The 16,707-nt window shown below is 72.8% G+C and carries 16 protein-coding genes and 1 tRNA gene; 6 read left to right on the forward strand and 11 right to left on the reverse strand.

All coding sequences use genetic code 11. From position 1 onward, the window contains the following. Window positions 1-25 precede the first annotated feature (25 nt). Window positions 26-640: a TetR/AcrR family transcriptional regulator gene (locus tag RB608_RS04275; protein ID WP_308086565.1), complete on the forward strand. Its 615-nt coding sequence runs from the start codon at window positions 26-28 to the stop codon at window positions 638-640. An 11-nt stretch (window positions 641-651) separates the two neighbouring features. Here the strand turns inward: RB608_RS04275 and RB608_RS04280 are convergent. From RB608_RS04280 to RB608_RS04305, 6 genes are all read right to left on the reverse strand, one after another. After that, window positions 652-730 (reverse strand) — tRNA-Gln (locus RB608_RS04280). A gap of 559 nt (window positions 731-1,289) precedes the next feature. Then, window positions 1,290-1,811 (reverse strand): hypothetical protein, encoded by a 522-nt coding sequence (locus RB608_RS04285; protein WP_308086566.1) that lies wholly within the window; start codon window positions 1,809-1,811, stop codon window positions 1,290-1,292. Window positions 1,812-1,911: 100 nt separating this feature from the next. Continuing rightward, window positions 1,912-3,414, reverse strand: coding sequence for a metallophosphoesterase (locus RB608_RS04290; RefSeq protein WP_308086567.1), 1,503 nt, complete (start codon window positions 3,412-3,414; stop codon window positions 1,912-1,914). Beyond that, on the reverse strand, window positions 3,411-4,382 hold the full coding sequence (gene rlmB, locus RB608_RS04295; protein ID WP_308086568.1) for a 23S rRNA (guanosine(2251)-2'-O)-methyltransferase RlmB: 972 nt from the start codon (window positions 4,380-4,382) through the stop codon (window positions 3,411-3,413). Before rlmB ends, RB608_RS04290 begins: the two co-directional genes overlap by 4 nt. 2 nt (window positions 4,383-4,384) lie before the next feature. Continuing rightward, on the reverse strand, window positions 4,385-5,818 hold the full coding sequence (gene cysS / locus RB608_RS04300; RefSeq protein ID WP_308086569.1) for a cysteine--tRNA ligase: 1,434 nt from the start codon (window positions 5,816-5,818) through the stop codon (window positions 4,385-4,387). Window positions 5,819-5,842: 24 nt separating this feature from the next. Then, window positions 5,843-7,462, reverse strand: a complete 1,620-nt coding sequence (locus tag RB608_RS04305) for a hypothetical protein (RefSeq protein ID WP_308086570.1) — start codon at window positions 7,460-7,462, stop codon at window positions 5,843-5,845. A 107-nt stretch (window positions 7,463-7,569) separates the two neighbouring features. Here RB608_RS04305 and RB608_RS04310 point away from each other — a divergent pair, with 107 nt between their 5' ends. Then, the gene (locus RB608_RS04310) at window positions 7,570-8,805 is read left to right on the forward strand and encodes a peptidase C39 family protein (protein WP_308086571.1); all 1,236 of its coding nucleotides are present in this window, start codon (window positions 7,570-7,572) and stop codon (window positions 8,803-8,805) included. A 211-nt stretch (window positions 8,806-9,016) separates the two neighbouring features. Here RB608_RS04310 and RB608_RS04315 read toward each other — a convergent pair whose 3' ends face one another. Further along, the gene (locus RB608_RS04315) at window positions 9,017-10,552 is read right to left on the reverse strand and encodes a molybdopterin-dependent oxidoreductase (RefSeq protein ID WP_308086572.1); all 1,536 of its coding nucleotides are present in this window, start codon (window positions 10,550-10,552) and stop codon (window positions 9,017-9,019) included. 46 nt (window positions 10,553-10,598) lie between these two features. Here RB608_RS04315 and ispF point away from each other — a divergent pair, with 46 nt between their 5' ends. The 3 genes from ispF to RB608_RS04330 all read left to right on the forward strand — a co-directional run bounded on the left by ispF (window position 10,599) and on the right by RB608_RS04330 (window position 12,815). Further along, complete coding sequence (ispF, locus tag RB608_RS04320) at window positions 10,599-11,090, forward strand: 2-C-methyl-D-erythritol 2,4-cyclodiphosphate synthase (protein WP_308086573.1); 492 nt, start codon at window positions 10,599-10,601, stop codon at window positions 11,088-11,090. Between the two features lie 98 nt (window positions 11,091-11,188). Further along, window positions 11,189-12,091: an alpha/beta hydrolase gene (locus RB608_RS04325; protein ID WP_308086574.1), complete on the forward strand. Its 903-nt coding sequence runs from the start codon at window positions 11,189-11,191 to the stop codon at window positions 12,089-12,091. A gap of 13 nt (window positions 12,092-12,104) precedes the next feature. Next, window positions 12,105-12,815 carry a 2-C-methyl-D-erythritol 4-phosphate cytidylyltransferase gene (locus RB608_RS04330; protein WP_308086575.1) on the forward strand — a complete coding sequence of 237 codons (711 nt, stop codon included), beginning with the start codon at window positions 12,105-12,107 and terminating at the stop codon, window positions 12,813-12,815. Here the strand turns inward: RB608_RS04330 and RB608_RS04335 are convergent. Together RB608_RS04335 and RB608_RS04340 are read right to left on the reverse strand one after the other, a co-directional pair. Beyond that, the gene (locus RB608_RS04335; protein ID WP_308086576.1) at window positions 12,812-13,972 is read right to left on the reverse strand and encodes a HAMP domain-containing sensor histidine kinase; all 1,161 of its coding nucleotides are present in this window, start codon (window positions 13,970-13,972) and stop codon (window positions 12,812-12,814) included. The genes RB608_RS04330 and RB608_RS04335 overlap by 4 nt on opposite strands. Next, complete coding sequence (locus RB608_RS04340) at window positions 13,965-14,651, reverse strand: response regulator transcription factor (RefSeq protein ID WP_308086577.1); 687 nt, start codon at window positions 14,649-14,651, stop codon at window positions 13,965-13,967. Before RB608_RS04340 ends, RB608_RS04335 begins: the two co-directional genes overlap by 8 nt. An 88-nt stretch (window positions 14,652-14,739) precedes the next feature. Here RB608_RS04340 and RB608_RS04345 point away from each other — a divergent pair, with 88 nt between their 5' ends. Next, complete coding sequence (locus RB608_RS04345) at window positions 14,740-15,336, forward strand: M15 family metallopeptidase (protein WP_308086578.1); 597 nt, start codon at window positions 14,740-14,742, stop codon at window positions 15,334-15,336. A gap of 8 nt (window positions 15,337-15,344) precedes the next feature. On the opposite strand, the gene RB608_RS04350 is transcribed toward RB608_RS04345, so the two are convergent. After that, window positions 15,345-15,953, reverse strand: coding sequence for a 2-C-methyl-D-erythritol 4-phosphate cytidylyltransferase (locus RB608_RS04350; RefSeq protein WP_308086579.1), 609 nt, complete (start codon window positions 15,951-15,953; stop codon window positions 15,345-15,347). A gap of 68 nt (window positions 15,954-16,021) precedes the next feature. Next, window positions 16,022-16,507, reverse strand: coding sequence for a CarD family transcriptional regulator (locus RB608_RS04355; protein WP_028654642.1), 486 nt, complete (start codon window positions 16,505-16,507; stop codon window positions 16,022-16,024). Window positions 16,508-16,707 lie beyond the last annotated feature (200 nt).

Raw genomic sequence — 16,707 nt, forward strand, 5'->3', positions numbered from 1 at the left:
TTCATATATCGGGTACGGTGGTGCCGTGAGAACCGCCAAGACCGACGCCCGCCACACGGACACCGCCCAGCGCGTCCTCGACGTGGCCACGGAGCTCTTCTTCACGAACGGCTACCCGGCGACGTCGGTCCGCCAGATCATGCAGGCCTGCCACGTCACCGCCGGATCGCTGTACAACCACTTCGGGTCCAAGGAGGACGTGCTGTACGCGATCCTCATGCGCTCCCTCAACGACTCCGTCGAGTCCCTCCTGCGCGCACACGGCGCCGCGGCCGACAACGCGACCGCGCAACTGCGGGCCATGGTCGGCGCGATCTCGATCTTCCACTCCGAGCGCCAACTGGAGGGCCTGGTCAGCCAGACGGAGTGGCGGCACCTGCCGCCCGAGCGCGCCGCCGACGTCCTCGAGCAGCAGAAGCGGATCCGCCGGCTCTTCGAGGACTGTCTGCAGCGCGGGATCGCCGACGGCGAGTTCACCCTCGCCGCCGCCGGCGCCGACACCGACATCACCGCGAAGTCGATCCTCGACCTGTGCATCAACGCCGGCAAGTGGTTCCGGCCCGCCGGCCGGCTCAGCGCCGCCGACCTCGCCCGTCAGCACGTCGAGCTGGTCACCCAGATGGTGGGCGCCACGCCTTGAGGGGCCTGGAGCTCCCCGGGTAGGAGTCGAACCTACGTCGCTTGTCCTGATTCAAAGTCAGGCGGGCCCTGCCGGCAGACCAACCGGGGATTGCGGGAACAGCCTAGGGCCCGCCCGGCGGGGCAGCACGTCGGGCCCGGCAGACCAACCGGGGATTGCGGGAACAGCCTAGGGCCCGCCCGGCGGGGCAGCACCTCGGGCCCGGCACCGTCGCCGTCTCTGGCTGTGACGGGTTCATCCACAGGTGCGGAACCGATGCTGGCCGGCGCAGGCGGCCGCGACGTAGGCTCGCGGCACTGTCCCGCCAGGATTCGGCTCAGGAGCAGGCATGGCCCACATCCCTCACCAGATCGAGCGCAAGCTCGACCAGCAGGGCGAATGACATCGAGAGCATCTACGAGCTGCTCGCCGACCTCCAGGCCAGCCTGATCACCCACAACGGCCTCTTCACCGGCATCCAGGCCAAGCTGACCACCCACGACGGGCGCTTCGACACGATCGACTCCCAGCTGGGAGCGCTCCACGATTCGATCGCCGAGGCGCTTCGGCGGCTGCCGGAGCCTCCGGTCAACTGACCCGCGCCGTCGTACCCGGCGAACGGGTCGCGCTCAGCGCGAACTCACCGCCCGATCGCCGGGTACGACGCGGCTCAGGCGGCCGGGCCGAGGCAGAGCAGGGTCTTGCGGGTGACGTTCTCCAGGGGCTGGGAGCCGTTCGCGCACTCGTTGCCGGCCTTGCCGACGGAGACGACCTTCACGATCGACGTGTTGGTCGCGCCCTCCGAGCAGGCGACCTTCGAGGCCGGCGTCGACATGCCGCCGAGGTCGACGCAGTCGCCCTTGGCGACGTTGAGGTCCAGGCACAGGTCGGCGACGTTGCCGCTGCTGCGGTCGTTGCCGAGCGAGATCGTGTAGTTGAGCTCGACCTCGTCGCAACCGCCCTTGTCGCTGACGATCTTGAACGTCGCCTCAGCGTCGGCGCAGTCGACCTCCTTGTGGTCCGCGTCGAAGCTGGAGCCGGTCATGACGAGACACTCGCCGACCTTGGGAGCCTTCGCCTGCTCGACCTTCTCCTGCCCCTTGAAGAAGATGAAGTAGGCGCCGAGGGCGACCGCGATGCTGACGACACCACCGATGATGCGGCCGAGGAGGCCACCACCGAGATTGGCCATGCTGGGATTTCCTTCCGAGATGGGGCGGTCCCGAGTCACCCGCAGAAAATGACGGGGGACACAGTAGAGGAGCCGTCACCAATGCCCTCGGACAGGGTCGTCAGTAGGTGAGCTCCGCCCACGGGTCGACCTCGTAGCGGCCGTTGGGCTGCAGGGTCACCGACTGGATGCCGACCGGGCGGCCGTCGCGGTAGGTGACCAGGCCGATGCTCGCGGGCCGGCGCAGCTTGCTGCCGATCGCGATCGCGTACGCCGCACCGCCCGTCGTGCCGAGGGTGTAGGTGTAGCCGACCCGGCCGTCCTCCGCGGTCACCGGCGTAGGGCCGGTCTGGACGTGCACGTGGCCGCCGAGCACCAGGTCGACGCAGCCGCGGGCGAGGGCCGGCTTGGCGATATTGGCGTCGTGGACGAGCAGGGTGTCGACCCGGTCGCCGTCCTCGTCGGCGGCGCACGCGGCGTCGGCCAGCAGCTCGGCCACCTCGCCGAAGCTGAGCCCGGTCTGCTCCCGCCAGTCCCCCAGCCCGCTGGAGCGCGGGTCGTCGATCCCGAGGATCCGCGAGTCACCGGGACCGTCGATGACCTCGTCGTCGAAGTAGGTCCAGCCGAGGTCCTCGAGGTGCGAGCGCACGAAACCGCCGCTGTCGTGGTTGCCGGCGACCGCCCACCGGCCGTCGAAGTCCTCGAAGGCGGCGGCCAGCGAGTCGAGCGAGAACGCCTCCCAGCGACTGCCGGTGGAGGTGTCGTCGCCGGCGTCGTACACGGCGGTCGCGCCGCCGACGTCGGCGATCGCCCGGGCGACCTTGTCCATGCCGACGTTGTCGTGCCGGTCGGAGACCAGCAGGACGACGGTCTCCCCCTCCTCCGGCTGGCGCAGCTCGAGCGCCGCGGCGTTGTCGGCGGCCTGCGAGTAGAACTCGACGCTCTTCTGGTAGCTGCTGATGCCGCTCTCGATCAACCGCCGGGACTGGGCGGTCGTCGCGTCCGCCATCACCTCGACGTCGGCCGCCTCGGCGGGCAGCGGCACCTCGGGCCCGAGGAAGTCGTGCAGCGACTGCCAGTGCTCGGCCGGCGGGTCGGTGCGCCCCCAGCCGTAGGGGACGGCCGCGACCACGACGAGGACGATCACGAGCCCGGCCACGGCGATGCCGCCGCGGGTGCGGAGGCCGGCATACAGCTCGTGGCGCCGGGCGCGGCCGACGGCCGCCCACACCAGCAGGGGTACGGCACCCAGCACGGCGCCCTGCACCAGGGCGGCGAGCGCCATCGCGACGACGGCCCGCTCCGCGACGGCGATCTGGCCCTCGGGCTGGGAGGCGATCGCGGCGTACCGGCTGGTCAGCTCCTCGAGCGTCGCGACGTCGGTCTTCCCGAGCTCGACCTCGACGCCGACCCAGGTGCCCGACGGGATCCGCAGGTCCGGCAGCACCGGCCCCATCCGGGCCACGACCTCGCCGGAGAAGTTGGGACTGAGCGTCGCCTCATGGCTGGCGATCTCGACGGTCCGCTCGCTGTTGACGAAGATCGCGGCGGCGATGGCGACCGACAGGACCGCCCAGGCCCCCACGTAGGCGAGGACCTTGAGAAGACGGCGCGTGGGGATCACCTGCGCGCGCGGGCCTCCGCGACGGCGTACAGGGTCACCGACGCGGCGACGCCGGCGTTGAGCGACTCCAGGACGCCGGCCATCGGGATCGACATCAGGCGGTCGCAGGTCTCCGCGACCAGCCGGGACAGGCCCTCGCCCTCCGAGCCCACGACCAGCACCAGGGGTCCACCGACCAGGTCGGCGTCGGCCACGAGCTCGGGCAGGGTCAGATCGCCGTCGGCGGCGAGGCCGATGACGAAGCAGCCGGCCTCCTGGAAGGCCTTGATCTGTCGGGTCAGGTTGACCGTCTGCGCGACCGGGCAGCGCGCGGCCGCACCGGCCGAGGTCTTCCAGGCGGCGGCAGTCATCGAGGCCGCCCGGCGTTCGGGGATGACGACACCATGGGCGCCGAAGCCGGCGGCGCTGCGGACGATCGCGCCGAGGTTGCGCGGGTCGGTGATCGAGTCGAGCATCACGACGAGCGCCTTCTCGCCGGCCTCGTCGGCGGCGTCGAGCAGGTCGTCCGGGTGGGCGTACTCGTACGCCGGGATCCGGGCGGCGAGGCCTTGGTGGACGGCGCCGTCGGTGAGCCGGTCGAGCTCGCCACGACTGACCTCGAGCAGGCCGATGCCGTGCTCGGCCGCGAGGCGGAACACCTCGCGCAGCCGGCCGTCGCGCTCGGCGCCCTCGGCGACGTAGACCGACCTGACGGGGACCCGCTCGCGCAGCGCCTCGACCACCGGGTTGCGACCAGCGATCCACTCGTCGCCGCCGGTCTTGCGGCGCGGGCCGCCGCGGCCGCCCTTCTTGGCCTCGGCGCGCTTCTTGGCCTCGGCGATCTTGTGCGCCTTGTGGTACTCGCGGTCGGTCGCCTTCGGCGTCGGCCCGCGACCTTCCAGGCCACGGCGGACCTGACCGCCGGAGCCGGCCTGCGGCCTCTTGCTCGACTTGCGGATCGCGCCCTTGCGGCTCGAGTTTCCGGCCATGATCAGCTCACGCTCCAGGTAGGTCCGTCGGGGGTGTCGGTGACCTCGATGCCGGCCGCCTTGATCCGGTCGCGGATCGCGTCGGCGCGGGCCCAGTCCTGGTCGGCGCGCGCCTGCGTGCGCTCGTCGAGGAGGCCGGCGACTAGGGCGTCGACGGCGGCGGTGAGCCGCTCCTCGGCGCCGGAGGCACCGGCGCCGGCCCAGGCCCGGTCGGCCGGGTGCACGCCGAGCACGTCGAGCATCGCGGAAACCGCGCCCGCGGCGGCACTCACGTCCTCGCCGGCGGCGAGCAGGCGGTTGCCCTCGCGCACGGTGTCGTAGAGGACGGCCACCGCGGCCGGCGTACCGAGGTCGTCGTCCATCGCCGCGGCGAACGCGTCGGGCAGCTCGCCGGTCTCCGTGACGCCGGCCCGGTCGAGGAAGGAGACGATCCGCTGGTAGCCCGCCGCCGCCTCGTCGAGCGCCTCGAAGCTGAACTCGACGTGGGAGCGGTAGTGGGCGGCGACCATGTAGAACCGCAGCTCCGCGCCGGTGACCCGCTGGAGCACCGAGGGGATGGAGAGGGTGTTGCCGAGCGACTTGCTCATCTTCTCGCCGGCGGTGGTGATCCACGCGTTGTGCATCCAGTACGACGCGAAGGCGCCACCCGCCGCCCGCGTCTGGGCCTGCTCGTTCTCGTGGTGCGGGAAGCGCAGGTCGACGCCGCCGCCGTGGATGTCGAAGGCCTCGCCGAGGTACTTGCCGGCCATCGCGGAGCACTCGATGTGCCAGCCCGGGCGGCCGCGACCCCACGGGCTCGGCCACGACGCGGTCTCCGGCTCGGACTCCTTGCGGCCCTTCCAGAGCGCGAAGTCCCGCGGATCCCTCTTCCCCCGCGGGTCCGCGTCGGCGGCGGGCTCCATGTCGTCGACGCCCTGGTGGGTCAGCTCGCCGTACGTCGGCCAGGAGCGGACGTCGAAGTAGACGTCGCCGCTGCCGTCCTCGGCCGGGTAGGCGTGACCCCGCTCGATCAGCCGCTCGATCAGCTCGATCATCTCGGGGACGTGACCCGTGGCGGCCGGCTCGTACGTCGGCGGTGCGACGTTGAGCGCGGCGTAGGCCTTGTCGAGCTCGATCTTCATCGCGTAGGCGAGGTTGTACCAGGGCCGCCCCTGGTCGGCCGCCTTCGCCAGGATCTTGTCGTCGATGTCGGTGATATTGCGGATGAAGGTGACCTCGTACCCGCGGTGGCGCAGCCAGCGCTGGAGGACGTCGAAGTTCACCGCCGACCGCACGTGCCCGACGTGGGGCTCGCTCTGGACCGTGAGCCCACAGACGTACAGACCCGCCCTGCCCTCGCGGAGGGGCACGAAGTCACGCACTTCGCGGGTCGCGGTGTCGTACAGCCGGATGGTCACAGCGCCCAGTCTAGGGATCCGCGCGGGTCCGGCAGGCATTGTCACCGGACCCGCGCGCAGGGCTCAGCGCTTGACCCGCTTGGCCTTCGACGTGACGGTCGCCGGCAGGTAGGACGTCTTGGTCGCGGTGACGACCACGGTGATCCGCTTGCCGCGGTCCTTCTTCGTCAGCCGGTACGACGCCTTGGACGCCTTCTTGGCCGGCTTGACGGCCTTGCCGTTGCGGTACCAGCGGTAGCTCAGCGTGACACCGTCCCAGCCGGTCGCCTTCGCCTTGAGCTTCGCGCCGGCCCGGGCCGTGCCCTTCACCTTGACCTGGCCGGCCGGCAACACGCCCTGGACGACGTCGGAGTCGGCCGAGGTGCGCAGGAAGCCGTTCCACCAGCCCGGACGGGCCACGGTGGCGGCGACGGAGATCCGGTGGCCGACATCCGAGGGCTGCAGCTGGTAGTTCGCGCCGGTCGCGCCGGGGACCGGAGCACCGCCGCGCAGCCACTGGTACGTCGTCGTGGCGGCCGGGTCCGCGGTGAGGCCGCTCGGGGCGGTGAGGGTGCCGCCGACGGCGGTCGCGCCGGACACCGGCGTGGCGGCGACGGTCGGCTGAACCTTGACGGGGAGCGGCTGCGGCGGTCGCGCGCCCTGGGCCTGGACCATCGCCCGGCCGTCGGACCTGCTGCCGTCGATGGAGTTCCCGGCAGGATCGTCGAGGTAGACCATCACCCTCGCCTCGATGACGGCACCCGCCATCGCCGCCGTCACGGGGAAGGTGGCGCTGGTCGTGCTCGACCGGGTGAAGCCGACCTGCGGGCGGCCGTCGACGTACCAGCTGATCTCGCTGTAGTAGCTGCCGGCGGGCGGCCCGAAGGTGGCCGTCAGGGTCTGGCCGGGCGCAGCCGTGCCGGTGATCTTCAGCGGCGCCGACAGCCGGGCGTGGCCCGAGCCGACGATATTGCCGTCCGCGAACAGGACGGCCGTCTTGTAGCCGCCCAGGCTGCCGGTCACCGAGACCGTCACCCGCTTGCCGGCATCGGCGGAGGTGGGGGTGTAGGTCGACGTGGTGGCGCCCGCGATCTTCTCGAGGGTGGTGTTGGTGGCCCACCGGTGCCACTGGTAGGAGAGGGTGGCGGTGGTCGGTCGCCAGCCTTCGAGCCCGACGGCGGTGAGCGGCTTGCCCACCTCGTAGGCACCGAGGACGAACGGGTCGACGGGCGCCATCCCGAGTCCGACGGCGGGCAGCGTCAGCGTGAACGTCGTGGGACCATCCGTCGCCGTCCAGTCGCTCGCCGTGTCCACGGAGGTCGAGACGGTCCCGTCGGCGCGCCAGCAGGCCTCCCGGTGGCGCACGTCGGCGGTCCACTCGCCGCCGTCGCCGAAGCCGTAGAAGGTGTCGCTGAAGCAGATCCGGTACTTGGTACCGATGTCCAGGCCGATCTCGCCGCCGGTGTAGCTGAAGCGGCCGTTCTCGTCGGTGAGCTTCGGCCCGAACTGCAGACCGATCCACTGGCCGCCCTGCAGGCTGTAGATGTCCCAGTAGACGTTCTGCAGCGGCTTGCCCTGCTCGTCCACCGCGACGCCGACGACGGTGGGCCGCGCCGAGGCGGGGACGGCGGTCAACGGCAGCAGGGCGAGCGCCAGGAGAGCGGCGGAGAGGACGGAGGACAACAGGCGGACGGGTCTGAGCACGAGCGCCACCCTTCCCGTCGGGCATCGGGCGGAAACGGTCCCCGCGACGATGTGACGCAGGCCTCGGCGGTGTGACGGAAGTGACGGGTGTGACATACCGTCGTGCGATGCGCCGGCTCTTCCCCCACCCCGTCGTGTCCCTCGCTCTCGCCGCCTGCCTGGTGGCGGGCGCCTTCACCCTGGCCCTCGGCCGTCCGGGCGGTGCCGCAGGCACCGAGTCGCGGGCGGTCAACGCCGCGGCCGTGTCCGACCGACAGATCGACCTGGAGCGGTTCGCCGTGCCCGGGCCGTGGAAGCCGGCGAAGGCGCGCGCGAAGTACGGCCGGACCTACGAGACCGCGCGCTGGAAGAGCCCCTGGGTCTCCCCCGGCTTCGACTTCACCGAGCTGGTCGCGTCCTGGTCCGCGCGCACCCCCGGCTCGAGCTGGATCGAGATCGAGGTCCGCGGCCGGTCCGCCGGCGGCGCGAAGACGTCGTGGGACGTGCTCGCCCGTTGGGCGGCGAAGGACAAGGTCGTCAAGCGCCGCTCCGGCGGCACCCAGGCCGACGACGGCACCCGGGTCGTCACCGACACCTGGAAGACGGCCGGCCTGGCGTCGTACCGACTCCGGATCGCGGCGCACCACGAGCGCGGCCGCAAGGCGCCCCGCGTCGACCTCGCCACCGCGATGACCTCCCGGCTGCCCGCCACCGCGGGCCCCACGTCGGCACCCGTGGCCGCGCGCGGCGTGGAGCTGGCGGTGCCGCGCTACTCCCAGATGATCCACTCCGGCCACTACCCGCAGTGGGGCGGAGGCGGGGAGGCCTGGTGCTCGCCGACGTCGACCGCGATGGTGCTCGGCTACTACGGCCGGCCGCCCGGCGCCGGCAGCTACGGCTGGGTGCCCGCCGGCCACCCCGACCCCTGGGTCGACGCGACGGCGCGGCTGACCTACGACCACGCCTACCGGGGCACCGGGAACTGGCCGTTCAACACCGCGTACGCCGCCCGGCGGGTCGGTGCCTCCGGGGAGGCGTTCGTGACCCGGCTGCGCGACCTCACCGACGCCGAGCTGCTCGTGCAGGCCGGCATCCCGCCCGTCATCTCACTGGCCTTCGCCCGCGGCGAGCTCTCCGGAGCGCCGATCTCCTCGTCCAACGGGCACCTGCTGGTGATCGTCGGCTTCACCGCCACCGGCGACGTGATCGTCAACGACCCCGCGGCGCCGGGCAACGACGGCGTGCGACGGGTCTACTCCCGCGCCCAGCTCGAACGGGTCTGGCTCCAGGCGTCCGGCGGTGCGGCATACGTGATCCACGACGCCGCCCACCCGCTGCCGCCCGCGCCCGCCGGCAACTGGTGAGCTGCGCGCGGCAGCGTGTCGCACGGCGGCGAAGCCGCATCGTGCGAAGCCCGCGGGCCGAGCGGGCTTGCCGCCATGCGGACGCAACCACGTCGCAACTCGACCGCGCGCGCGGCAGCGTGTCGCACGGCGGCGAAGCCGCATCGTGCGAAGCCCGCGGGCCGAGCTTGCGAGGCCCGGGCGGCGAGCACGATCTGCGACACGCTCGCGCCTAACCAGCACTGAACTCGATGGTGTGCCAGCCCGTGGCGCCGTCGGGGAGGACGTCGGCGACCGCGCCGGTCTGGGTGCGGCCGCCGGTGTCGACCGCGCGGACCCGGAGCTCGTGGTCACCGGGCTCGACCTCGACGACCGCCCGCCACTGGACCCAGGTGTCGAGGTTGGGGACGGCGGCGAGGGTGGCCCGCTGCCAGCGGCCGCCGTCGACCTGCACCTCGACGGCGGCGATCCCGGTGTGCTGGAGCCAGGCGAGGCCGGCGCACACGACCTCCCCGGCAGGTACGTCGGCGCCGTCGCCGGGGACCTGGATCTTCGAGGCGATCTTGACCGGCCCCTGCTCGGACCAGCCCTTGTCGGTCCAGTACGCCGTGATGTCGGCGAACCGGGTGACCTCCATGTCGACCACCCACTTGCACGCCGACACGTACCCGTAGAGGCCCGGCACGATCGTGCGCACGGGAAAGCCGTGCTCGATCGGCAGCGGCTCGCCGTTCATCGCCACCGCGAGCATCGCGTTGCGCTCGTCGGTCAGCGCCGCGAGCGGCGTACCGCAGGTCCAGCCGTCCTCGGAGGTCTGCAGCACCGCGTCGGCCCCGTCGAGCGGACCGGCCTCGGCGAGCAGCGCGGCCAGCCGCACCCCGCTCCACCACGCGTTGCCGATCAGGTCGCCGCCGACCTCGTTGGACACGCAGTTGAGCGTGATCCAGTCCTGGGTGATCTCGCGGCCGACCAGCTCGGCGTACGACAGCCGGATCTCGCGCTCGACCATCCCGTGGATGCGCAGCTCCCAGTCGGCGGGCACGATGGTCGGCTTGATGATGGCGGTGTCGATCAGATAGAAGTCGTCGTTCGACGTCTGCCAGGGCGAGACGCCGTCGACGCCGACCCCCACCCCGTCAGGGACGGCGGGCGCGGTCGTCCCCTCGATCCGCAGCAGTCGCCGGCTCTGCTCGGCCCGGCGGCGCGCACTGCCCGCGATCCGCCCGACCAGGCCGCCGCCCAGCGCGAGCGCGGCCGCCCCGCCCGCGGCGAGGAAGAACCGGCGCCGGGTGTGCATCGGCTCGGCCGCCGGGTCCCCGCCGTCCTCGACCAGCTCCCAGCGGCGCAGCCACTCGGCCAGCACGGCGAGCACGACCAGCCAGCACAGCAGGCCGGCCACGATCGGCGCGAGGTCGATCAACGCCGGGGTCGGCTTGGTCAGCACTGCGACGACGGCGGTGCCGGCGAGCACGGCGTACCCCGCCACCGCCGCCCACCACCGCCGGTGCGCCAGCCGCCCGAACCACGCGAACAGGAGCGCGAGGGCCCCGACGATGCCGAGGACGAGCACCTTCTTGTCGGACGTCCCGAAGGTGTCGATCGCCCAGGTCGCGACCGGGCCGGGTGTCAGCGCGATGACGCTCTCGGCCACCGCCACGACGGGAGAGTCCCGCACATGCAGCAGCGCTGCGCCGGCGTAGCTGACCGCCAGGCCGACAGCTCCGGCGATCAGCCCCGCCAGCGGCCACCAGGCGCGGGAGGTCCTCACGCGGCTGATTCTCCCCCACGGCTGGGGGCTCGGGCATGATCGGGCCGTGAACCCGCGCATCGGCATCGGCTCCGACGTCCACCGCCTGGTCCCCCGCGGACCGCAGGACCCGCCGCTCGCGCTCGGCGGGCTGACCTGGCCCGACGAGGACGTCCGGCTCGAGGGACACTCCGACGCCGACGTCGCCGCGCACGCGGCGTGCGATGCCCTGCTGTCGGCGGCGGGACTCGGCGATCTCGGCAGCAACTTCGGTACGGCGGAGCCGGCCTGGGCCGGCGCGAGCGGGGCGGCCCTGCTCGGCGAGACCCGGCGGCGGGTCGAGGCTGCGGGCTTCGCGGTCCTCAACGTCGCGGTCCAGGTGATCGGCAACCGACCGAAGGTGGGGCCACGACGGGCGGAGGCGGAGGCCGCGCTGAGCGGTGTCCTCGGCGCCCCGGTCTCGCTGTCCGCCACGACGACCGACGGTCTCGGCCTGACCGGTCGCGGCGAGGGCGTGGCGGCGATCGCCACCGCCCTGCTCACCTCGCTCACCCCCTGACGTCCGGCCAGGTGTGACAGCTCGTCACACGAAGACCTGCCGCCGCGGCCGATCGCATGGCAGGGTGGGGCGCCGACAGTGAGACCGAGGAGGCACCGATGTCCGACCACGCCGTGACCACCGAGGACGGCCTACGGGTCCACGTGACCGTGCACGGGCGTCCGGACGCACCGCTGACGGTGCTGCTCTCGCACTGCTGGACCGCCGACGAGTCGGACTGGCACTACCAGGTCACCGACCTGCTGGCCCGCTACGGCCGGGACGTCCGGGTGATCACCTGGGACCACCGCGGTCACGGGCGGTCCGACCGCGCCCCCGAGGCCGCCTGCACCATCCCGCACCTGGCGCGCGACCTCGGCCTGGTCGTCGACACCTACGCCCCCGAGGGCCCGCTGATCATCGCCGGCCACTCGGTCGGCGGCATGACGATCACGGCCCTCCCCGAGGAGCGGCCGGACCTGATGCCGCGGGTCGTGGGCGTGCTGTTCGTCAGCACCACGAGCGGCGAGCTCGCCAAGGTGACCCTCGGCCTGCCGGCGGCGGCCGGAGCCCTGCTGCGCGACCGGCTGCCCTTCATCCTCGCCAACCGCTCGCGGATGCTCAGCCTCAGTCGTCGCGAGAAGTTCCCGACGATCGAGCGCCAGGTCGCGCGCCGGTTCCTGTTCGGTCGCCCGGCCCGCGCCCGCGACATCGCGCACGCCGTCGACCAGCTCGTGCACGCCCGGCCCGAGACCATGTCCGGCTTCTTCAAGGACATGATGAACCACGATCGGATCGGCAACCTCGCGGCGTTCGACGACATCCCGGCCACCGTCCTGGTCGGCAGCCGCGACCTGCTCACCCCGCCCGAGCACGCCGGCAAGATCGCCCGCGGCATCCGCGGCGCCCGGCTCCTCATCGCCCCCGACGCCGGGCACTACCTCCCCTTCGAGCGCCGGGAGCTGGTCAGCGGTGAGCTGTTCGTCCTCGTCGACCGGGCGCGGCAGCGGGTCCCGGCCTGACTACGCTCGTCGGGTGACCAACGCACCGACCGCCGCGATCGTCGTCCTCGCCGCCGGGAGCGGCACCCGCGTCGGCGGCGAGATCAACAAGGTCCTGTTGCCCCTGCAGGGCCGTCCGGTGCTGGCCTGGTCGGTGCGCACCGCCCTCGACGTCCCCGGTGTCGACCCGGTCGTGGTCGTCCACCGCCCCGGCGAGCGCGCCGACGTCGGTACGGCGCTGCTGCCCGTGATCGGCGAGCGCGAGGTGCTGCTCGTCGAGGGCGGCGCCACCCGTCAGGACTCCGAGCGGGCCGCGTTCGCCGCGCTCGCGTCGCGCGCGGACGACGGCAGCATCGACGTGATCGCCGTCCACGACGGCGCTCGGCCCCTGGCCGACGCGGAGCTGTTCGCCACCGCGATCACGACCGCGCGCCGCTACGGCGGTGCCGTCCCCACCGTCGAGCTGACCGGCCTGCTGCCCCGCGACCCGGCCGCGGCGCCGGCTCCCGGCGGTGCCGGCACCCGGCTGGTCGGCGTACAGACTCCCCAGGCGTTCCGGGCCGCACCGCTGCTCGCGGCCTATGCGGCCGCGGCGGCCGCGGGTTTCGACGGAACCGACACCGCGGCGGCCTTCACGCGGTTCGCGCCGCCGGATCTCGAGGTGCGTGCGGTGCCGTCCGGCCCGGCCAACCTCAAGGTCACCTTCGCCGAGGACCTTCGGGTCGCCGAGCGGCTGCTCGCCTAGGAGACTGCTGAAGAAGGCGCGGCGACCGGCAGCCGCACCGTCGCGCGGAGCCCGCCCACGGGCAGTGCGACCAGCGTGAGGCTGCCGTCGTGCGCCTCCGCGATGCTCCGGACGATCGCGAGGCCGAGCCCGGCGCCGGCGTGAGCCGGCGGGCCCCCCTGCCCCGGGCGGCCCCCGTGGGTGCGCTCGCTCCCCCGCTGGAACGGCTCGGCCAGTGTGGCGACCAGCTCCGGGGCGAGGACCGCGCCGGTGTTCTCGACGGTGAGCACCGCCGCGTCCGGGTCCCGTCGCGTCGTGACCCGGACGCGGCCGTGGTCGGGCAGGTTGTGGACGATCGCGTTGTGAACCAGGTTCGTCGTCAGCTGCAGCAGCAGCGCGGGCTCGCCGGGGACGACGGCGACGTCCCCGGTGGTCTCGACGACGACGCCCCGAGCCTCCGCGAACGTCAGCAGCGTCTCGGTGGCCTCCTCGGCGAGCAGGGAGAGATCGACGTGCTCGCGGGCGAAGGAGCGCCGGTCGGCGCGGCTGAGCATGAGGAGCGCCTCGGTGAGGTCGATCGCCCGCGTGTTGACGGCGTAGAGGCTCTCGACGAGTCGCCCGGTGTCCCGGGTCGGGTCCTTGCGGGCCAGCTCCAGCAGCGTCTGGGTGATCGTCAGCGGCGTCCGCAGCTCGTGCGAGGCGTTGGCGGCGAAGCGCTGCTGCTCGGCGACGTGCGCGTCGAGCCGCGCCAGCATGCTGTCGAAGGCGTCGGCGAGCTCGCGGAACTCGTCGCGGCGGCCCGGCAGCCGGATGCGGTGGAAGAGCGAACCGGTCGCCGCCGTCCGGGTGGCCTCGGTGATCCGCGCCAGCGGGGCCAGCATCCGTCCGGCGAGCAGCCACCCGCCGAGCAGGCCGCACACCAGCAGGAATCCCAGGGCCATCGCCGCCTTGGGCGCGAAGGCCTCCCACAGGTCGGAGCGGCCGGGCACGAAGAGGTACGGCGACCGCATCGGGTCGTCCGAGCCGCCCCGGACCGGGACGGTCACCGCCTGGTCGGGCACATAGCGCAGCAGGAACAGCCACACCACCGCCAGCAGCAGCGCACCGGCCAGCAGCAGGAAGCCGGCGTAGCTCAGCGTCAGCTGGAGACGCACGCTCAGCCCCGGACGCCTATCCATCGCTCGCTCCCCCGAGGCCGCCGCTGTCGATGCGGTAGCCGACGCCGGCCACGGTCGCGATGACCCAGGGCTCGCCGAGGCGCTTGCGCAGTGCGGAGACGGTGATCCGGACGGCGTTGGTGAACGGGTCGGCGTTCTCGTCCCAGGCCCGCTCCAGCAGCTCCTCGGCGCTCACGACGCCGCCCTCGGCTCCCACCAGGACCTCGAGCACCGCGAACTGCTTGCGGGTCAGTGCGACGTACCGGCCGTCGCGGTAGACCTCACGGCGGAAGGGGTCGAGACGCACGCCGGCGATCTCGCGGACGGGCGGGCGGTGGTGTGCGCGGCGGCGGTCCAACGCGCGCAGCCGCAGCACGAGCTCGGCGAGCTCGAACGGCTTGGTGAGGTAGTCGTCCGCGCCGAGCGCGAACCCGGATGCCTTGTCGTCGAGCCGGTCGGCCGCGGTGAGCATCAGGATCGGCATCCCGCTGCCGGAGGCCACGATGCGTCGCGCGATCTCGTCCCCCGACGGGCCGGGCACGTCCCGGTCGAGGACCGCGAGGTCGTAGGCGTTGACACTCAACAGCTCCAGGGCCGTGTCGCCGTCGCCCGCGACGTCGGCCGCGATCGCCTCCAGACGCAGCGCGTCGCGGACCGCCTCGGCCAGGAGAGGCTCGTCCTCGACGATCAGCACCCGCACCCGGTCGATGCTACGAGCCTCCACATATCGCCGGCATATCGAAAAGCCCATACGCCCGTGCAACGCCGCGCTGCCTTGACTCGTGGCCATGGCCACCTTCCCCACCGCCCCGCCCGTGCGGCACCGCCTCCGGCCGGTCGTCGTCCCCCTCGTCCTCCTCGTCGTGGCGCTGGTCGCCGCCGTCGGCTCCCGTCTCGTCGCCCTGCCCACGTCGTCGTCGGACGCCGCCGCCCCCGTCGGGGACGGCGAGCTTCCCGACGGCACGTCGGTGTACGACGACCGTCATGCCGGGGTGACCGAGCTCGACCCGGACCTCCTGCGCGCGTTGCGGCGGGCGGCGACGGCCGCGGTCGACGACGATGTCGACATCGTGGTCAACAGTGGCTGGCGCTCCCGGGAGTACCAGCAGCGGCTCCTCGACGAGGCCGTCGCGACCTACGGCTCGCGGGCGGAGGCGGCGCGCTGGGTCTCCACCCCCGATGCCTCGCCGCACGTGTCGGGCGACGCGGTCGACGTCGGGCCCGCGCAGGCGGCGGCCTGGCTGGGGAGCAACGGGGCGCGGTACGGCCTGTGCCGGATCTACGACAACGAGCCGTGGCACTACGAGCTGCGCCCGGAGGCGGTCGACCGGGGCTGCCCGCCTCGCTACCCCGACCCGACCCACGACCCCCGCAACCGACGGTGAGCCGCGGCTCAGCGTGGATCGGTGAGCGCCTCCAGCACCGCGAGGTCGGCCTCCGAGCCGATCCGCCGGGCCGTCGGCGGCGCCTCGACGAGCACGACCCGGTCGGCGCCGTACCGTTCGCGGAGCGCGGCGACGAGCGCGACGAAGTCGGTCGCGGGCAGCCGGCCGTCGCCGAGCAGGTCGGCGACCACGGACGGCGGGAGCACCACCGGCGAGCAGACGGCCACCAGGCCGTCCCGGTCGACGGTCGAGCCCAGGGACCGGCCGCCGTCGGACTCGGCGTGCTCCTCCTTGACGGTGTCGGTCACCGGGCGCACACCGACCAGGATCCGGTCCTCCACCGCCGCCCGCTCGGCGCAGCGGCGCAGGAACGCGGGCGGGGTCATCGGGCACAGCGGGTCGTGCAGGAGCAGCGGCTGCTCGAGCTCGACCACCAGGTCCCAGGGGACGGTCTGGTCGAGCAGGTCGACCCCGGCCTCGCCCGCCGCCCAGGCGGCGGCGGCGACCAGGGACTCGCCATGGATCAGGTGGAACGGAAGGGCGCCACGCCCCTCCTCGACCACGATCCCCGCGACGGGGGTCGCAATGCCGACGACGTCATACGGATGCGGGTTCATCGGAACCCACCGTATGACGTCGTCGGTCCTGCGTTGTCGATGGCCCGCGCATCGCGGGCCTCAGCGGCTCAGGAGGCCAGCACCTCGTCGAGGATGGTCTCTGCCTTGTCCTCGTTGGTGTTCTCGCAGAGCGCGAGCTCGGAGACCAGGATCTGACGGGCCTTGGCGAGCATCCGCTTCTCGCCGGCCGACAGACCACGGTCCCGCTCACGGCGCCACAGGTCGCGAACAACCTCCGCCACCTTCATGACGTCGCCACTGTGGAGCTTCTCGAGGTTCGCCTTGTAGCGCCTCGACCAGTTGGTCGGCTCCTCGACGTGCTCCGCGCGGAGCACTCCGAAGACCCGGTCCAGCCCGTCCTTGTCCACGACATCCCGAACACCCACGAGATCCAGGTTGTCTGCCGGGACGCGGACCACGAGGTCCTGCTGGGCGACAATCCGAAGCACGAGATACTGCCGTTCCTGGCCCTTGATCGTCCGCATCTCGATGTTCTCGATGACCGCGGCCCCGTGATTGGGGTAGACGACCGTTTCGCCGACGGTGAAAGTCATATGAGCAAAACCCCTTCCTAGGGAGACCTATCTTACCACGGCATCAACGACTCTCCGAATGCGTTTGCGCAGGTCAGGGCCACAATCGGCGGCTTGACAAGTGACCGAACCTATGGTCCGGCCAGGCGGACGGCCCGTGGCGGAGATCACGCGGAGGGGTATGCCGGCCGGTCCTCCCGTTTCGGCGGGCCCGCCCCCAT

Origin of the sequence: Nocardioides sp. LHD-245 (assembly GCF_030929495.1) — a bacterium.
Lineage (GTDB): Bacteria > Actinomycetota > Actinomycetes > Propionibacteriales > Nocardioidaceae > Nocardioides.